Source organism: Scytonema sp. UIC 10036 (genome assembly GCF_009725235.1).
On record NZ_WJFC01000117.1, the window covers coordinates 1 to 18,337 of the forward strand.

17 protein-coding genes and 1 pseudogene are annotated in these 18,337 nt (G+C 40.3%); 11 read left to right on the forward strand and 7 right to left on the reverse strand.

Features of this window, described 5'->3' with window-relative positions:
* Positions 1-5: 5 nt before the first annotated feature.
* From F7734_RS38215 to bchI, 3 genes are all read right to left on the reverse strand, one after another.
* Entirely contained in the window at positions 6-1,034 is a 1,029-nt protein-coding gene (locus F7734_RS38215) for a cyclic nucleotide-binding domain-containing protein (protein WP_155749669.1), read from the reverse strand.
* A gap of 81 nt (positions 1,035-1,115) precedes the next feature.
* Positions 1,116-1,412, reverse strand: a complete 297-nt coding sequence (locus F7734_RS38220; protein ID WP_155749670.1) for a hypothetical protein — start codon at positions 1,410-1,412, stop codon at positions 1,116-1,118.
* Between the two features lie 140 nt (positions 1,413-1,552).
* A complete protein-coding gene (gene bchI, locus F7734_RS38225; protein ID WP_166482409.1) occupies positions 1,553-2,668 on the reverse strand; it encodes a magnesium chelatase ATPase subunit I in 1,116 nt (371 codons plus the stop codon).
* Positions 2,669-3,443: 775 nt separating this feature from the next.
* Between bchI and F7734_RS38230 the strand changes: the two genes are divergently transcribed.
* From F7734_RS38230 to F7734_RS66385, 5 genes are all read left to right on the forward strand, one after another.
* Entirely contained in the window at positions 3,444-4,733 is a 1,290-nt protein-coding gene (locus tag F7734_RS38230; RefSeq protein WP_155749671.1) for a HAMP domain-containing sensor histidine kinase, read from the forward strand.
* A gap of 384 nt (positions 4,734-5,117) precedes the next feature.
* Positions 5,118-5,477: a response regulator gene (locus tag F7734_RS38235; protein ID WP_155749672.1), complete on the forward strand. Its 360-nt coding sequence runs from the start codon at positions 5,118-5,120 to the stop codon at positions 5,475-5,477.
* Positions 5,478-5,822: 345 nt separating this feature from the next.
* Positions 5,823-6,626: a response regulator gene (locus tag F7734_RS38240; protein WP_155749673.1), complete on the forward strand. Its 804-nt coding sequence runs from the start codon at positions 5,823-5,825 to the stop codon at positions 6,624-6,626.
* Between the two features lie 185 nt (positions 6,627-6,811).
* On the forward strand, positions 6,812-7,345 hold the full coding sequence (locus F7734_RS38245) for an NHLP leader peptide family RiPP precursor (protein WP_155749674.1): 534 nt from the start codon (positions 6,812-6,814) through the stop codon (positions 7,343-7,345).
* A gap of 73 nt (positions 7,346-7,418) precedes the next feature.
* Positions 7,419-8,126 (forward strand): hypothetical protein, encoded by a 708-nt coding sequence (locus F7734_RS66385; RefSeq protein WP_347566352.1) that lies wholly within the window; start codon positions 7,419-7,421, stop codon positions 8,124-8,126.
* Between the two features lie 154 nt (positions 8,127-8,280).
* Here F7734_RS66385 and F7734_RS38255 read toward each other — a convergent pair whose 3' ends face one another.
* The 4 genes from F7734_RS38255 to F7734_RS38270 form a co-directional block, all read right to left on the reverse strand.
* Entirely contained in the window at positions 8,281-11,583 is a 3,303-nt protein-coding gene (locus tag F7734_RS38255) for a type 2 lanthipeptide synthetase LanM family protein (RefSeq protein WP_155749675.1), read from the reverse strand.
* Positions 11,584-11,621: 38 nt separating this feature from the next.
* Complete coding sequence (locus tag F7734_RS38260; RefSeq protein WP_155749676.1) at positions 11,622-11,783, reverse strand: hypothetical protein; 162 nt, start codon at positions 11,781-11,783, stop codon at positions 11,622-11,624.
* Between the two features lie 107 nt (positions 11,784-11,890).
* On the reverse strand, positions 11,891-12,241 hold the full coding sequence (locus F7734_RS38265) for an NHLP leader peptide family RiPP precursor (RefSeq protein WP_155749677.1): 351 nt from the start codon (positions 12,239-12,241) through the stop codon (positions 11,891-11,893).
* 58 nt (positions 12,242-12,299) lie between these two features.
* Positions 12,300-12,638, reverse strand: coding sequence for an NHLP leader peptide family RiPP precursor (locus tag F7734_RS38270; protein ID WP_155749678.1), 339 nt, complete (start codon positions 12,636-12,638; stop codon positions 12,300-12,302).
* Positions 12,639-12,909: 271 nt separating this feature from the next.
* Between F7734_RS38270 and F7734_RS38275 the strand changes: the two genes are divergently transcribed.
* From F7734_RS38275 to F7734_RS38295, 6 genes and pseudogenes are all read left to right on the forward strand, one after another.
* On the forward strand, positions 12,910-13,200 hold the full coding sequence (locus F7734_RS38275; RefSeq protein ID WP_155749679.1) for a Nif11-like leader peptide family RiPP precursor: 291 nt from the start codon (positions 12,910-12,912) through the stop codon (positions 13,198-13,200).
* A 55-nt stretch (positions 13,201-13,255) separates the two neighbouring features.
* Positions 13,256-14,487 (forward strand): annotated as a pseudogene (locus F7734_RS38280) (nif11-class peptide radical SAM maturase 3).
* A gap of 335 nt (positions 14,488-14,822) precedes the next feature.
* Entirely contained in the window at positions 14,823-15,125 is a 303-nt protein-coding gene (locus tag F7734_RS38285) for a Nif11-like leader peptide family natural product precursor (protein WP_155749680.1), read from the forward strand.
* Positions 15,126-15,273: 148 nt separating this feature from the next.
* Entirely contained in the window at positions 15,274-16,512 is a 1,239-nt protein-coding gene (locus F7734_RS38290) for a nif11-class peptide radical SAM maturase 3 (protein ID WP_155749681.1), read from the forward strand.
* Positions 16,513-16,576: 64 nt separating this feature from the next.
* Positions 16,577-16,732 (forward strand): hypothetical protein, encoded by a 156-nt coding sequence (locus tag F7734_RS61095; protein WP_166482410.1) that lies wholly within the window; start codon positions 16,577-16,579, stop codon positions 16,730-16,732.
* A 67-nt stretch (positions 16,733-16,799) separates the two neighbouring features.
* Positions 16,800-18,218, forward strand: a complete 1,419-nt coding sequence (locus F7734_RS38295) for a cache and HAMP domain-containing protein (protein ID WP_166482411.1) — start codon at positions 16,800-16,802, stop codon at positions 18,216-18,218.
* Positions 18,219-18,337: the final 119 nt, after the last annotated feature.

Sequence of the window (18,337 nt, forward strand, 5' to 3'; positions counted from 1 at the left end):
CCCCCCTACCCCCTCACCCGATTCATCAGCCACTTAAACCGAGTACCAGCTAACAATGTTGGCTCTAGCACATCAAGAGGAATTTCATCTTCATACTCAATGTCATCTGCCATTTGTTGGTCTTTGTTATATGCTTGTTGACCGAACCCACGCTGCACTAAGCCTTCCCGCAAGCGGTCAATTAACACCAGGGAAATAGCACGATAGAAACGAGTTGCAAAACCGCGATCGCGTTGCAACTTTTCTCTTAACATTTCCTGGGGTATAGCTAACAGCAATGAGTTTTCAGCACATTTAATCGTTGCAGATGCTGTCCCTGCTTCCACAAAAGACATCTCACCGACAATTTCTCCACTTGCTCGTCGAGCAAGCTCTCGTTCTACTAATTGCCCATCTTTCATCATAGAAAATAACACTGCCAAATTGCCTTTCAGCAAAATGTACAAAGCGTCTACTGGTTGGTCTTGTTGAATCAACACTGTTCCCGTCACTGCATCTTCTCGCCGACCACGAGTTACCATCCAGTCAATATCATTATCATTAAGAACAGCAAAGACAAACAGCACTTTTCTCAGTGCTTGGCTGGGTATAATTTTGTTTTGCGCTAGTAATTTCGAGAGACTCCGCAATCGAGAGGATAGTATAATAGTCACCTCTTGATAGAATCGCGCTGCAAAATCTGGATCTTTCTCCATTTTGATTTGCAACTGCCGTTTGGAAAGCGACAGCACCCGCGTTGGCTCTACAGTTTTGACTGTTGCAGACGGGTAGCGATCGTCAACAAAAGACATTTCTCCGATGACGTCCCCTTGACCGCAACGAACAATTTCCTGGTCAAGGTCAGAACCCTGTTGAGAAATGAGGACTGCTACGGTACCATCAAGAATAAAGTAAATCGAGTCACAAGGTTGACCTTCCTGAATGAGAAGCTCTGCAATAGGTAGGGTCTGCTGCACCCCAATTTGAGCAATCCACTCCAAATCTGTTGACTGCAAAACTTTTAAATTGTCAAGTTGGGTCAGTACAGGTGTCATAGTTGAGATAAGACAGACTAGGTATCTTTCTTAAAGTACCCAGTCCAGACCTCGATCCAACATATTTCAATTTCAAGTGGATTATAAAGTTTGAAAAACGTACAAAAACCCAAAGCCACTCATTATCAAAAATAAAAATGCTGCTAATTGATTGATGCGTGTCTCTGGTGTAGGAGCAATGGCTTCTCGTACCAATATAGAAATTGATGCTCCAACTACCAAACTCCAACCAAGTATCATGTACGGAGACTCCAATGTAATCTGCCAAACGAGTAGCAATGCGATCGCCACCAAAACCATCGTCATCTCCACAAACCGAGGAGGGTTGTACTGGCTCGATAAAATAAACGTACTAAACCAAAAGCGCCAAAATCTCATAATAATGTCGTTGGTTATTGGTCAAGTGTCATTGGTCAAGTGTCATTGGTCAAGTGTCATTGGTCAAGTGTCATTGGTCAAGTGTCATTGGTCGTTTACAAAGGACAAATGACACTTGACAAATGACACTTGACTCATAACTAACTTCTAACCTTTTGTCCCGTACCGTTTTTTTGTGCGGTATCTTCAGGGATTTCTACGCCAAAAACGCGACCAAAAGCTTTTTCTACCTTGTAGCCAGAATCAATGGACTCCAAGGGGTCTTTCCGCAATCTATGACGCAAACACAAAGTAATTACGCGCCGAATATCATCAACTGTTACTTCGTTTCGCCCTTCAAATGCGGTTATTGCTTTAGCAGCGCGGTTGGTGACAATATCGCCCCGCAATCCATCTACATCCAGTTCAGAACAAACTTCAGAGATTTTGACCCGTAAATCGTAATCAATTGTAACAGTCGGTAAAAGCTGTTGGGCATTAACAATTTTTTGCTGTAGTTCTTCCTGCTGAGATTTGTACTTTTCCAAAAATGCTGGAGGATTTTGGTCAAATTCTGCCCGTTGTTCCACAATTTGCACTCGTAAAGCTGGTTCTTTCACTGTATGAATTTCAGCGTGCATGCCAAAGCGATCGAGGAGTTGAGGGCGCAGTTCCCCTTCTTCTGGGTTCCCGGAACCCACTAGCACAAAACGCGCTGGGTGACGAATGGAGATCCCTTCCCTTTCTACTGTATTCCAGCCACTTGCAGCAGAGTCAAGAAGCACATCTACAAGGTGGTCATCTAACAAGTTCACTTCATCTACATAGAGGATACCCCGATTGGCTTTTGCCAACAATCCCGGTTCAAAGGCTTTAACACCTTCTGATAAAGCTTTTTCAATGTCAATGGTACCGCAAACCCGGTCCTCTGTAGCTCCTAATGGCAAGTCTACCATTATCACTTTTTTCTGAACTATAGGAATATCCGCACCTTGCTCTAATTGTTGGCGGACTTCATCGCTCATCAAATCGGGGTCGTTGGGATGGCTGTTAAATGGGTCATTAGCAACGACAGGGATTTCTGGTAGCAAGTCAGCCAGCGCCCGGATAGTGGTAGATTTTCCCGTACCGCGATCGCCCATAATCATAACACCACCAATTTTCGGGTCAATCACGTTCAACAGCAGAGCCAGTTTCATTTCTTCCTGACCCACAATTGCTGTAAATGGAAATACCACACGACGCGCACTTGCGGTGGCTTGAGCAGTTGGACTCACGCTTGTTACCTATCTATGATATTTTTTATTACCGTCTTTATTGTGCCATAGGTAGGGGATAGGGGATAGGGGTAGGGCAAACGCATTAAAATTTGTTAAAAGTGAGCTTGACAAAACTCAGTAGATATGGGTTGTTTGCTGAGAGGAGATTTAACTGCTAGCTCGGCAACTGCCTGATTATGTGATGAATTCAGTAATCAGTTCAATCAATTGAAGAAGAAGTCAGCTATACAGAATTCAGAATTCAGCAATCTTTGGGATCTTCGTCTTCCCCAACCAATTGTAGACACCGTGTTAACTGTCGTTTTTTCAACCCCTTTATTCATCCACCAGTCGTTTAACATAAAGCTGATCTGACGACTGACACCTTTATTCTTTGAGGATAAAGCAACCATTAATGACAAACAAAAAGCTTACATTCAAAGCTTTTGCGTCTTCTGCCATCGACGAGCGAATTTCTGCCTTCATGTACTAGCTTTGATTGTGTTTCATATAAAAGAAAACATCTGTAATATAACGTAAGTTCGACGAAGCCAAAGCAGACCTCACCCCAAACCCCTCAGTTGAAAAAAATCCATTTCTAAAGACAAGCTAAAGGTCAAAGAGGAAATTAGCAATAGGGTGGAGATTATTAATAACGTACATTAGGTTCTTAACTCAATATGTAGAATAACTGTAGTTTTTATAATCAAACGATGTTACATGAAACATATCATCGTTATCACTGTCACTCAACAAACAGCCTCTAAGTAACTTTTACTACAATGGATTGGCTATGACTGCAGGCAATTATATCTCAGGGAAACTCAATTCTAAAGTTACACAACAGATAGAAGAATTAGCTCAATCAAGGAATACTAATACTCGCAAGCAAGTGTCCCGTAAGATTAATCAGTGCAGCCAGATACAAAAAGAACTGCGGTCACATGAACAGCTATTCCGAGATACATTTGATTGTGCTCCTGTTGGTATGGCTCATGTTGGTTTAGATGGTAAGTGGCTACTAGTCAACCATAAGCTGTGCGATATAGTTGGTTACACGCAGCAACAATTAGAGTCTCAAGCTTGCTGGGATATAACTTATCCTGAAGATCTCAAAGCTGAGCAAGAGTACTTTCACCAAATGTTGGCTTGCGAAATCCAAACTTACTCAATGGAGAAGCGCTACATCCATAAAAATGGCTCCTGCGTTTGGACTGATATCAATGTGTCACTTGTGCTGGAGTCAAATGGAGCGCCAAAGTACTTTATTTATGTTGTTAACGATATCTCTTCTCATAAACAAGCAGAAGTAAAATTTCAACAGTCTTTACAAGAAGAAAAAGATTTCAGCGAACAGAGAGCTAGATTTGTTTGTATGGTTTCCCATGAATTACGGATACCACTGCATCTTATCTCATTTTCTACAAGTTTGCTAAAACGTCACAGTCATCAATGGAACCAGGAAAAAAAACTTAAGTATTTCGATCGCATTCAAACAGCAGTTGAGCATCTCAGTGAGTTGATGGATAATGTTTTGATGATTGGGCGTTCGGAAGCAGGTAAACTGACTTATGAGCCAAGAGCGATCGATTTACAGCTATTCTGTTATGATTTAGTGACTCAGTTGCAAATGAGACACAACAGTCAGCACCATCTTACTTTTACAAGTCATGGTGAAGGCTCTACAGTTTATGTTGATGACAAATTGTTGCAACCAATTCTTACAAATCTACTTGATAATGCGATTAAGTATTCTCCAAATGGCAGTACAGTAGTTCTGGAACTTTCTTATGCGGACAAAGAAGCTATTTTCCAGATTAAAGATCGAGGGGTTGGGATAGCGGCTACAGATCTACAGCGGCTTTTTGAGCCGTTTTATCGAGGTAAGAATGTTGGTGACATACACGGAAACGGATTGGGGTTGGCTGTTGTCAAAAAACTTGTAGACTTACATCGCGGTCAAATCTCTGTAGAGAGCGACATTGGCGTTGGTACAACTTTTACGATCGCAATCCCAACAGATAAATCATTGGGAGTAGAAGTTCTTCATCCACCTATTATTAGGTTCCGATCAACCAGTTAATCTTTGTCAAACCTCTGAGACCATAGCCTTGAGCTATGGTCCCAAACCTTATTTACAACCATTTTCAGGTCAATAAACTACAAGAGAAAGTTGGATACTTTTTTATTTGGAATCCCTTAAGTGAAAATTACTGTCATCAGATGCATCGTTATACAGATTTTGTGCAGAATATTAATCATAAACTAAAAAAATGGTAGTTTTTTCCATAATATTAGTCATTTTTATCAAAAAAATATCTTTGATAATTAAAGATGTATGTAAACACAACATCTCTAGGTTATGCTAAGTTTAAATTGATTTAACTTAGATTAATTCAAGATTAATAAATAGCAGCAACAGCTATTTTTTAGTTGACTAGCAGCTAAGTAGTTGCACTCATGATTTATGAAAAAGATATTGGTGATTGAAGACGAGGCAGAAAGCCGAGAAATGTTTTTAGAATGTCTCAAAGAGGAAGGCTTCTGTGCTATTGGTGCAGCTAATGGTCGTGTCGGTGTCCAGATAGCACAGGAACAACTCCCAAATTTAGTAATTTGCGACATTAAAATGCCAGAACTCAATGGTTATCAGGTTTTAAACACTTTACGACAAAACCCAGCAACAGCAAAAATTCCCTTGATTTTTGTTTCAGCCGGGACAAGTGACGTAGAACGGCGCTATGGTATTGAACTTGGAGCAAATGACTATCTCATAAAACCCTGCACTGCTGATGATTTGGTGACCGCGATCGCCAAAATTTGTTAGTTTTTATACTACTTAAATAACCTGGCATTTTTAACGGAAGGTTGTTCATTGGATATCATCAAAAATTTTTGATGCAGATTCTCTACGAAATTATACTTTTTGTAAAATTTAAATATATGCTCTAGGAGAAAAAAATTAAAATTTTTCTTGTAATATAATACTGTACGTAGCTGCTCTTAGGCTTGTATTTAAGAGTATTCTCTGCTATGTGAAAATAAGAATGAGTTTAACTATACACAGATAGTATAGTAATGTTAAATCCTTGATAAATCATCTAAAGGAGTATTCTTATCCTGAATTCTTTATTCTTTTTTTAGACAAGGCTGAAAATTTCAGAGGCGAAGCATGACAAAGATTTTAGTCATTGAAGATGAAGCTCAAAGCCGAGAAATGTTTCTAGAATGTTTAGAAACAGAAGGTTTCAACGTTATTGGTGCAGAAAATGGTGTTGTTGGAGTCCAGCAAGCAAGGGAGCATTTACCAGATTTAGTCATTTGCGATATTATCATGCCGGAATTAGATGGTTATGGTGTCTTGAATACATTGCGCCAGAATCCAGTAACAGCAGTTATTCCGTTCATTTTTTTGACGGCTAAGGGTGGAAAAGCGGAATTACGTCAAGGGATGAAGTTGGGAGCAGATGACTATCTGACCAAACCTTCTACAGTAGAAGATGTGTTAGAAGCCATCTCCATCCGACTCGAAAAACAAACAGCTTTGAAGCAGTGGTATGCTAGTTTGCATCAGATAAATGTAGCATCAGAGTTAGAGCCAACCACTAAAGTTGTTGAAAAAGAGTCAATTTTTCCTCCTTGTCCGCATCTGAATGAAGTCTTTCAGTTTATAGAGGCAAACTATCAGCAACCGATTAGTTTATGTGATGTAGCCCAAGCAGTTGGTTACGCTCCTAGTTATTTAACCGATCTTATGCGTCGCCTTACAGGACAAACAATAAACCGTTGGATAGTCGAGCGTCGAATGGCTGCAGCACGCTCCTTGTTATTAGAAACTAACCAGTCAGTAGAGCAGATTGCAGAGGTAGTAGGGTATCAGAATACAGGTCATTTCTTCCGTCAATTTCGTAAATATATAGGAACTACTCCTCAAGCTTGGAGGAACTCCAACCGTACTCAATCCCACTCCCACTAAAACTTTGTATTCCTAAGGATGAAAATAGCCCACATCATTACAAGAACATCTAGTTTTTGTTACAAAAATTCATTTTAAAAAGCGAAAAAAAGACGAATCAAGAGCGAAAAATCCGCTAATGTCATAAAGCTTAAGAAAGTTTAATTTGTAAGTTATACATTTTGAATCTTGGATTTTAGCTTGTCATGACAAACCCAATCAATACCTACAAAGTTCTTTTGGAAAAGCTTTGGAATGATGAAGGTTTTAAAAACTCCTTCATAACAGATCCAAAGACTATCCTGTTAGAGCATGGTGTTAATGTTCCAGAATCTTTAGAAAAGATTGAAGTTCATGAAGATAGACCAGATTTGCAGAATTACATTTTGCCGAGAAAAGAGCAATTAGAAAGATATGTTCTGGATGAAGAAAACCATATTATCTCGCAAGTCATCAGACAATCTTTAGCAGATGACACTTTAAAAGCCAAACTGCTTCAAAACCCTAAAGCTGGTATTAAAGAGATGACAGGTCAGGACATCCCTGATAGTTTAACCATTTGCTTTTATGAAGATACACCAAGTGTCAAACATCTTATTATCCCCATAAATCCAAATAATCAAGAACTCAATGACTCTCAATTAGAAATGGTTGCAGGTGGTCTGGTGAAACTAATTTCTATTCAACCAGAGACTACGGGATTAATTGCAGTTGATCCGATCGCAATCGATCGTATTTAATTCTAAGTTTACTCAGATCCCCGACTTCTTAAAGAAGTCGGGGATCTTGCAACCCTTCATGAGGAGCTATTTTATGGAAAAATTTTCTTCCTCTCAAAATCAGTTACCTTATCAAGCTAAGCGGATTGAGCCAGAAGACTTAAAGCCTATTGCACTTCAAGTTCGTAAAAGAGCAATAGAGGCTCGCTCAGTTGCTATGCTTAAATCCATTCAAATGTCTTCTTACAACCTTGGTGGATGGGGAAGTTTATTTGAAGAGAATGTATCTCAACCTTTCAACTTAAATGTAGATCTTGACAGTGTTTCTAAGGACAATAAGTACCCACAAACGCAATCTACCTTTGATAAAAGCTTAAACGATAGTAATCACTTAGACTCATTACATTCAAAGACAATACCTCTTTGCCCTAGTGGGCGATCGGAGCCTGATAAGTCTGTGGTTTTTGGTGTCGTTGGAGGAACAGTAGAAACACCGGAAGTAAGCTATTTGTCTACAACGGTACTAGTTAACGAAAATATTTCAGAATTATCTGGTTCTGTCGAACCTACAGAAATTTTTCGTATAGCTTCTACTTGTGCGGGTAGTAACTGCAAGCACTTTGATGGAGCTGAGTGCCGCCTTGCTACAAAAATTGTGGAAGAACTACTTCCCGTTGTTGAAGCGTTACCACCTTGTCAAATACGTCCTCATTGTCGTTGGTGGCAACAAGAAGGAAAAGCTGCTTGTTACAGATGTCCTCAAGTGGTGACAGATAATTACTATCAAAAACATTGGTTTTGATGAGTTGTAGGATTTGCAACTTCTTGAAGGAAGAAGTTGTCGCGAATCCGAACAACATACAGCCATTTTCAGGTAAATAGATCACAGATGTAGGGGCGCGGCGACTTGCGCCCTTACAAACAGTGTGGTTTATTGAGGTGAAAACTGCTGTAATTTATTGCCACAGCAAAACAGAGGGTAATAGATTTGGGCAAGCCAATCTCAATAACTCATAACCAATGCCAGCTTTTCCATGACACAAGCCAGGGTTATCAACTTCTGGTGGTAGATTGGCAAGAAGCTCAAAAGAACCTATTTGGTTTGCTCTAGTCAGAATTTGGGCTGTCTGCTCGTGAGACATTCTTAAAAATTCTGGGTTTGAAAGTTTCTCAGATGCTACTAGCAACACTTCAATTCGGCTAAAATTACCACTACAAAGGTTATCTACTTCTTGTAAGCCTTGTGGATATATGCTCCTCATGGTCATTTCTAGTTCTTGGCGAATGGCATCTGTATCCAGAATTGCTAAGCCTCCCAAACGAGCTAAAGCTATGCCAGCTACATCATGACACCAGCTTGTACCGGAGACAATGCCATTATCTACAGTCACCGCACTATCTTCTAAAAATAGATTTGCGTCAGAGAAGAAACTTTGTTCGGATGCGATCGCTTCTCGAGCTGCTGATAAAAATAGGGAATTTTTGCTAGCTGCATATAGCTGTAACAGTGCGTAGGCAATACCAGCTATACCATGAGAATATCCTGTTAATAATTTGTTATCGGGTGTTGTCCAAGCTCGATCGCCAGTCTCCAGAGCAACACGGGTATTCAATAAATGCTTACCCCAAGTTATAGCTTGTTCTAGAATTGTGGGTTCCTGAGTCGCTCTATATAGGGCTAATAAGCCCAAAATAGTTCCAGCAATGCCGTTCATTATACCAGGTGCCAAATTCGCAGCATTTTTATCAAGTGTTATCCAGGAAGCTAATTGTTGAGCATCTTGAAGCAACTGTGCTTTGTCTAAAAATTTGGCAATACAAACCAAAGCATAGACAGTAGAAGCAATCCCTTTAGCACCAGCAAAACCCATGTGCTTAATTAACTTTTGCTGAAAGTTAACATTTGACTCGCGTAAAGCTTTACGTAAGGGGTGTAAAGATGCTAAAGCTAGATCGCTGAATTCTGTTTTACCCGTTACTGTTGCTAATGCTGATAAAAAGAGAGATATACCACTACAACCATTAGATAAGCTATAACTAAGTGGTTGTAGTTGGAACTTCTGTATTTCAGGTATGTATACCATACCGAGCCAAGCAGCACTCCCGTCATTGTCATAAATGGCTTGCTGCTGTATTTCTTGAGCGATCGCCAGCGCTTGTTGCACCATAACCTCCGATGTTAAGGGAGCAACTTTGTTCGTAAAAGATGGAATCTTTTTAGAAGGCAATGAATTAAGATTCTCGCTTTTCATACAAGAATACAGTGCTGCCTTAATTACGCTAATTTGGCGAGTTAAATCCCTATTATTTAATTGTTGCAGGCGAATAATAACATCTTGATAACTAGATTGATTGACAAATCTTTGAATCACTTGATGAGATGGAAGTTTTAGCTCATCACTATCTGAATAAGCTGTAAAATAAGGAATATCTAACTGCTCTAACGATTGTTTTTCTGCTGTTAAAATTGACCAAAAAGGGTGTTTTTCCTCTGAATTAAGAAATCCTCTACTTAAAATATCCAATTCAATACTAAAATCAAGACCATTTCTAAGATATTTGGGTTGTAGAGTGTTGTACAAAACTGAAAAGTATAAGTTTGTATTACGAAATACAAGCCGTACCTTTTGACAAGCAAAAGCTGCTATAGGACTACCAATGGTTAACAGTGATTCCTGACGTTGCATCAAAAACTGATACATCTGTCGAAAACCATTGACAAGTTCTTCTCCATAGTGATTCAATGATGCATCAATCCCTTCTCCAAAAGGTTGATTTTGTTTTGGCTGCATCTTGACATCTTCGTACTGCAACATCATGCTATCTGTGTTGGTATGCTGCCATTTAAGTGTACGGTAAGAAATTTCCTCTCCACTAGAACCTCCCAACCCACTTATATCTAGTCCTAGTTTGGCAGCTTGTCCATGCAACTGTTGCCATCCTGGTAATAAAGCAGTACTAATTACAGAACTCTGCAACCATTCGCGAGCACGGGAGTAAGCACCAGCATCCTCTTGAGCCGTCCAAATGCGGTGATGAAGAAGTGTTTCCAAATCTACCAAGACGGGCTGTTCCCCGCATACAATTAAATTTTCACAGTGGCAGTCATTTCCCCCCAAAGCATATACAATGCACAGTATTATTCCTGCACGCTGATAATATCTTTTAACTCCCTCTTGATTTTCGCAAGGTAAAGCCTCGGCAAACTCCATCCATCCGTAGCTAGAGCAGTTAATCACTTTTAGCAGCTTGAGCGGTAAACATACTTCTTGTTGGTTAATCCAAGCTAATAACTCAAAATAAGCTTGTTCTAAACCCAAGTCTTTAGGCTTGTAAACCAACTTCAAACCTGAAGTAAATTCAAGAATAATGACAGAACGTCCGCAATTATGGGGATCGGAAAGCCCTAGCTTCACAGTTATAACCTGTCCTAGTTCTGTATTTCCTTGAAAAGTCGATTGAATTTTATTCCAATCTGAAGCTAATCGCAAAATAAATTCACTAGTTGCATCAACCCAAAAGTTCATAGCGGTTGCTACTAGACGAGCTAACACGCTATATTCTCGAAAGAAAGACAACAAGCCATCTTCTAGTAGTTTATGAATAAACTGGGTGTACTGTTGCTGAGAAGAACCGCTTTGGATCTGTCCAAGCAAGCGAAATAATGAAGTCGTATTTAGAGAGCGAAAAATTGAAAATTCTAATTCTAAAGGATAAGCACATAAAGTTACTAAACGTTCTAAAAGCTTGCGTTCTAGCTGGCTTTGAGCTTCTGCTGACAGTAACTGATAATTAGAGCCAATTCGAGCCAGTAATTTTTTCTTAGCTACATCAACAAATGGCAATAGGGCTTCCTCAAAAGGAAGTGGCTTTTGTGGAACTAAACAGCAGTGCTGTTTTAAATTGCTTTGGTCTGAATCTAAGAAAGCAAATGCTGCTTCCATTCCCTCCCATAAAGTTTCTGCCCAATCTGGTAAGTATTGCTCGTTAATGAGACAAACATTACTCAAAACGCGACGAACAGAATTAATGTTTAAACCGTCCCAACCCAAACGCTTTTCAAATTTTTGTCGATCTCCCTTAGCGACAACCTGACACCATTTTTCTAAACGAGTTTCGATTTGAGTATCATTTGCTTGAGATTCATGGAAAGTCAACTGATTGCTAAGTCTTTCCGCAAGCGTACTTGCTTTTTCGACAATTTGAATGATATGTTGCTTGGATATTTTGAAGTATTTTTTGTCTTGTAGAATCAGCATATAAAAAAAAGTGATTGGGTAAAATAAAGATGTCCGATTTACGAGGATTTTTGTTCTTTTGAAAAGAGCAATTTATAAATTTCAGCACCTAGCGCTTTCCCTTGTTGATATAGCGCGGGACTATTAACAAGAATTACTATCGCAATAAATGCGATAGCAATCGTTTTGAGAACAAATTTAGGGTTGCTCAAATTTTGCATAGTCAATAACCTCTGATTGAGTTAATTTTAAAAAGGTGGTAATATCCCCGAATTCTTGAAGAAGTCGGGGATATTGCAGACAGCTAAAAAGACTTCATCAAGCTACACTAAAAAATAGCTCTGTAAATTTCAGCACCAAAATCCTTGAGTTCAGCGTAAGTTTTTTCAACAAAAGTAAATACATCACCAACAGATGCACCACCAGCAACTGCTTCTAGTTGCTCTTCAGATAATTCCACATTTTCTAAATTTGGACGTGCTGGTAGGATGAAATAGAAAGTAGAAGCATTTTCTTCCATCACACAGACTTGTAGGTCAGATGGTAACTGAATATTAAATTCTCGTTCAATCACCGATTTAGAATTGTTCAGCAATTCTTGTTTGTAAGCTTCATCTTTCCAAGCTTGAGCAATAATGCGGGTTTGAATTTCTTTGCTGTCTTGTGTTTGTTCTTGCATATGATTCGTCTCCTCAAATTCTTAAAATTAGTTAGATTTGTTCTAATCAATTGATAACTTACGGATTTTGTCTGTTGTGCTCTTCAATAAAGCCATGAATGATAGGAATAGCAATGATGGTTACAGTCCAAGTAACTCCACCAGCAACTGCTTCTAATTCCTCATCAGATAATTCTGAGTTTTCTAACTTAGGCTGTATAGGCAGTACAAAGTAAAGATTGGAGGGGTCTTCTTGTACGATGTGAACGTTCACTCCTTCTGGAAGTTGAACGCCGACTTCTCGTTCTAGAATAGTTTTAGGATTCGCCAAAAGCTCTTGCTTGAAAGCTTCATCTTTCCAAGATTGAGCAATAATGTGTGCTTCGATTTCGTTGCGAGTCTTTCTTTGTTCATTCATAAGTTTCATGCTCCTAAAATAAAGAAGAATAGCTATGTTTAAACACGGCACTCTTCTTAAACACTTCTGTGTTTTGTGTTTAACTTGCTAAAACAATAAGCAAATTTTTAGGGTAATTCTATGAAGGATATTTCGTTTTCATCACGTTTTTTTCCACAACAGTCAACGAAAAAAACGTGAGTTTTCTAGAAAAATAGTGCATTGATGTATAAAATTATCTCTTCTAACATACCAAGTATCTGTAGGTATCTGCATTACAGGAGAACAGCATATGTCTATTGAAAGTGCAAAATCTTTTTACTCAAGAGTGGCTGTAGATGATGCTTTCCGTTCACAACTCGAACAAAGTCTAACTCAAGAAGAACGCAAGCAAATTCTTAAAGCATCCGGTTATCAATTTACAGCCGACGAATGGCAAGTTGTTATAGATGAGCTGCAAGCTTGTAACTCAGATGCAGATGCTCTCCAGGATGAAGACCTCGAAGCAATTGCTGGTGGCGTCACATATCAATTAATGTATGGTGTGATTCGTCCTACCGACATCTTTGAATGGTTGAAGTAGATAAAGCAGTAGCTTGAGTAGTATTTTAGTGTTACGGGTTGAAGGGAGACAAGTTGTGGCAAGCAAATATCGCCGGATCACTTACGCCGTTTGGGAAATTACTTTAAAATGTAATCTCGCCTGTAGTCATTGTGGTTCGCGTGCAGGGCAAGCCCGTACTGAAGAACTTTCCACACAAGAGGCTTTGGACTTAGTGCGACAGTTAGCAGAGGTGGGGATTAAAGAAGTCACGCTTATTGGCGGCGAAGCATTTATGTGCTTTGTGGTATGACAACAGGAGGCTTTGGCATTTCTTTAGAAACTGCACGGCGAATGAAAGAAGCAGGAATTTCTGTAGTTTCTGTTTCTGTAGATGGTGGTCAAGCAGAAACTCACGATCGCTTGCGGGGAAAAAAAGGCTCTTGGAACTCTGCTTTTAAAACCATGAGCCACTTTCAAGAGGTTGGTATATACTTTGGCTGTAACACGCAAATCAACCGCTTGTCTGCTCCTGAATTACCGCTAATCTACGAACATATTCGCGATGCAGGTGCAAAAGCTTGGCAAATTCAACTCACTGTACCCATGGGTCATGCAGCAGATAATACGGAAATTCTATTGCAGCCCTATGAATTGCTTGACCTTTACCCCATGCTAGCTCGCATTGCACGGCGAGCCAATCGTGAAGGAGTTCACCTACAACCAGGTAATAACATTGGCTACTATGGTCCTTATGAACGACTGCTACGTGGTAGAGGAAGCGAATGGGGATTTTGGCAAGGTTGCAGTGCTGGATTGGTTGCATTGGGTATTGAAGCAGATGGCGCAATTAAGGGTTGCCCTTCATTACCAAGTGCGGCGTATACGGGTGGTCATATCAGAGACAGACCTTTAAGTGAAATTATTGCACAAGCTGAAGAATTGCGATTTAACCTAGGGGCGGATACTCGTCAAGGAACTGACCACTTGTGGGGGTTCTGCAAAACTTGTAAATTTGCTGAACTTTGCCGTGGTGGCTGCTCTTGGACAGCACACGTATTCTTCGATCGCAGAGGAAACAATCCTTACTGCCATCACCGTGCTTTAGAACAAGCAACCTTGGGTATCAGGGAACGTGTTTACCCCAAACAACAAGCACAAGGGCTCCCTTTTGATAACGGTGAGTTTGGTATCATTGAAGAATCTCTTAACACTCCTTTACCTCTCAATGACCCACTGCATTTTACTGCTGATTGCGTTCAGTGGTCGGAATCTTGGCATAATGAACCTAAGACCTCTGACTCTTTACAAGAAATAAGTGTTCGGTAATGACTCCTTTTCCGCCGAAAGATTACCTAAATAAACAAACCGCACCAGGCGCAGAGAACACAGAGGAAAGAGCAAGATACGATCGGTAATCTTATATAGCGGTTTTCACTTGAATGAGGTACAGTTATATCCGCGTTCGTCTGCGTGCATCTGCGGTTCCATAACTTTTTTATGTATTGCACCCAATTGAAAAGCGCCATAGCACCGAAGGGAGTAATGACATTTGTGACATATATGAAGAGGACAGCGAAGAAATTGCGAGTCCTACCAAAATATTGTGCATTGTCGTTGGAAGTTGCTTCACGTAAGCTGCTAAATATTAAGAGGAGACTATTATGTCCATTGAAAGTGCAAAAGCTTTTTATCAAAGAATGATTGCAGATGAGGCATTTCGTACCCAGTACCAAAATGCTTCATCTGAAGACTCTCGCCGAGATTTTACTCTATCTGCTGGCTATAGTTTTACTTCCGAAGAATGGGAAACTGCATTACAGCAAATTTCAGAACAAGACGATGGTGAACTGAGCGAAGCTGAATTGACGAGTGTTAGCGGCGGGTTGCGTTTCATATACCCTTGGCCTCCAGAAAAATTTCCTCCCGTCCAGCCTTTGTACGGGGCTCCATTAGATCTGTTGTAGCAGGACATTCAAGTTAGTTTAGATTCCCGACTTCTTGAAGAAATTGGGGATCTTGTAACCCCTAACTCTATAGTACGCTCAAGTACTAGATAACGTAAATCAGTTAACAATGTGTTGATATCTGTTAATTGATTAAGGAGGAACAGGAATGTCTGAAGAATATCACCGAGTCAGTTATGCTGTCTGGGAAATTACACTAAAATGTAACCTTGCTTGCAGCCATTGTGGTTCCCGTGCAGGACAAGCCCGCCATCAAGAACTCTCAACAGCAGAAGCTCTAGACCTCGTTCAACAGTTAGCTGAAGTTGGAATTAAAGAAGTGACTCTTATTGGAGGAGAAGCTTTCTTACGTTCTGACTGGTTAGAAATTGCTCAAGCCATTACTCAAGCTGGTATGATTTGCGGGATGACGACTGGCGGCTATGGCATATCACTGGAAATGGCTCGTCGAATGAAGGATGCAGGAATTAAAATGGTTTCTGTCTCAACAGATGGGCTAGAAGCCACTCACGATCGCCTCCGGGGTCGGAAAGGTTCTTGGAAGTCCGGGTTGAAAACTATGGGCTATTTAAAAGAGGTTGGCATTCCCTTTGGCTGCAATACTCAAATTAACCGCTTATCTGCTCCAGAATTTCCTCAGATTTACGAACACATACGGGATGCAGGTGCTCGTGCGTGGCAAATTCAGCTGACCGTTCCTATGGGAAATGCAGCAGACAACGCAGATATTTTATTGCAACCATACGAACTATTAGACCTCTACCCCATGCTAGCTCGTATCACTCAACGAGCTAGCAGCGAAGGAGTAAAAGTCCGTGCAGGTAATAACATAGGTTATTATGGTTCTTATGAAAGACTGTTTCGTGGTGGAGGAGATGAATGGGTATTTTGGCAAGGTTGTGGTGCAGGCTTGTCTACTCTTGGGCTTGAGGCTGACGGAGCAATAAAAGGATGTCCTTCATTACCTACAGCAGCATATACTGGTGGTAATATTAGAGAACGTTCTTTGCGTGAAATTATTGAACAAACAGAAGAGTTGCGGTTCAATCTTCATGCTGGTTCCCCTGAAGGCACAAAGCATTTATGGGGATTCTGCAAGACTTGCAAGTTTGCCGAACTCTGTCGTGGTGGATGCTCTTGGACAGCACACGTATTCTTCGATCGCAGAGGCAATAATCCTTACTGCCATCACCGAGCCTTAGAGCAAGCAAAGCGGGGTATCAGAGAGCGTGTTTATCCCAAACGACAAGCTCAAGGATTGCCCTTTGATAACGGTGAATTTGAGATTGTCGAAGAGCCAGTGAATGCTCCCTGGCCAGAAAATGACCCACTCCATTTTACTGCTGACCGCATTCAATGGTTAGAATCACTGACCAGTAACCAGTGACCATCTGACCGGTTTTAATCCAAAATCTAAAATCCAAAATCTAAAATCCAAAATTCAAAATTGTATGGCTATTGAAAACAACTCAATTGAGCAAACTCAATCTTCTCAGCCTCCTCTATTACCTCGTTCCGCTTGGCAAAATCAACAAGCTTTTTATCGAGTTATTATAAAGGCTAAAAAAGCTCTGGACATAGCAGAGATTAGTGCTTTATTAAAGTGAAGCACTCACACCATCTAGTCTGTTAAAACACCATCGCAAACCAACGCTTTTAATAAGCGTCATTACAATGCAACAAGTACATCGGTTATTTAATCCTCCAGCATGGCCAATAGCTGCCAAAATTTCGGTAGCCCTGCTTTCAGTTGCGATTGCACCGATGGGTTTTACCTCCTATTACAATTTACAACAGAGTTTAGAAAATGCTCGGGCTAGCGAGTACCGGAAACTCGAATTAACAGCTGCTAGTAGTGCGGGTCGTATCGATCAACTCCTTATTGATATTCACAGTGTTGTTATTCAAGTCAGTACCGAGCGAAATGTCATAAACTTTCTTGCTTCTCCCACTCTCATCAAAAAAACACCGTTACGTTCTGAACTGCAACAAACACTTGATAATGTTTTCCACTCCAATCCAGACTATGATGCTGTCTACTTGTTAAACAAACAAGGGCTTTGTCTTGCTTCCACAGATCCAACCTTCGTTGGTCAAAAGTATAACTTTCGGGAGTATTTCCAACAAGCCATTCAAGGACGCTCTTACATTTCCAGTGTTTTACTAGGTAAAACAACCAAAAGACCTGGTCTTTATTTATCTAATCCTGTACGCGGAAGAAATGGCGAACTTGTAGGAGTTGCAGTCATCAAAATCAAAGGAGAAAAAATTTGGGCGCTTGTCAATGCATTACAAATAGGTTCTCAGGGTCATGCATTCCTTGTTGACCAGCATGGAATTATTATCAGTCATCCTGAAAAATCGCTTTTATTTCATAGTTTAGCTCCTTTGTCAACAGAAGCACATCAACAAATTATTACTGATAAACGTTATGGTATTACCAATATTAAAAGTTTAAATATTCCTGAGTTAGCAGCAGCAATGGTAGGTGCTAAAGAGACAGGGCATACAATCTACCGTTCTCCTCTAGAAGAAATGCCTCAAATGGTTGGCTTTGCACCTCTAGGAGTGCAGCCTTGGGTTTTAGGAGTTAGTAAACCTCAAGACAAATTCACAGATCCTCTCAATCAACTGATTTGGCAAAATACCAGTAATTTATTAGCAGTAGGAGCCATTGCCGCGATCGCGTCTTTAGTCTTAGCACAAAGTATTACAAAACCCATCCGCAGTCTTACTTGTGCAGCACAAGCATTAGAGCGAGATGATTTTGAACCTCAAACCTTAGCTCCAGCTTCTCGCAGACAAGACGACATGGGTCAGCTTGTACGTGTTTTCACGAATATGGCTGAACAAGTGAAAGAGCGAGAGCAAAAATTGAAACAGCAAGTTATGGAATTGAATATTGCTATTGATGAAGTTAAAAAAGCTCGCCAAGTCGCAGAAGTGACAGGAACAGATTATTTTAAACAGTTACAGAAAAAAGCGCAAAAACTTAGAGATAGATCGGTAACAGGGAGTGAAACCGAAACAGATTACTTCCAGCATTTGCAGAAAAAAGCGCAATTACTCAAAGATCGAGCAGTCAGTGAGTAACATCGCGTTCAATGAACACGGATGTAGGAAAAAACCAATCATGTACGGGCGCGGCGGTCTTGCGCCCTAACCACTAACCACTAACCACTAACCACTAACCACTAACCACTAACGACTAA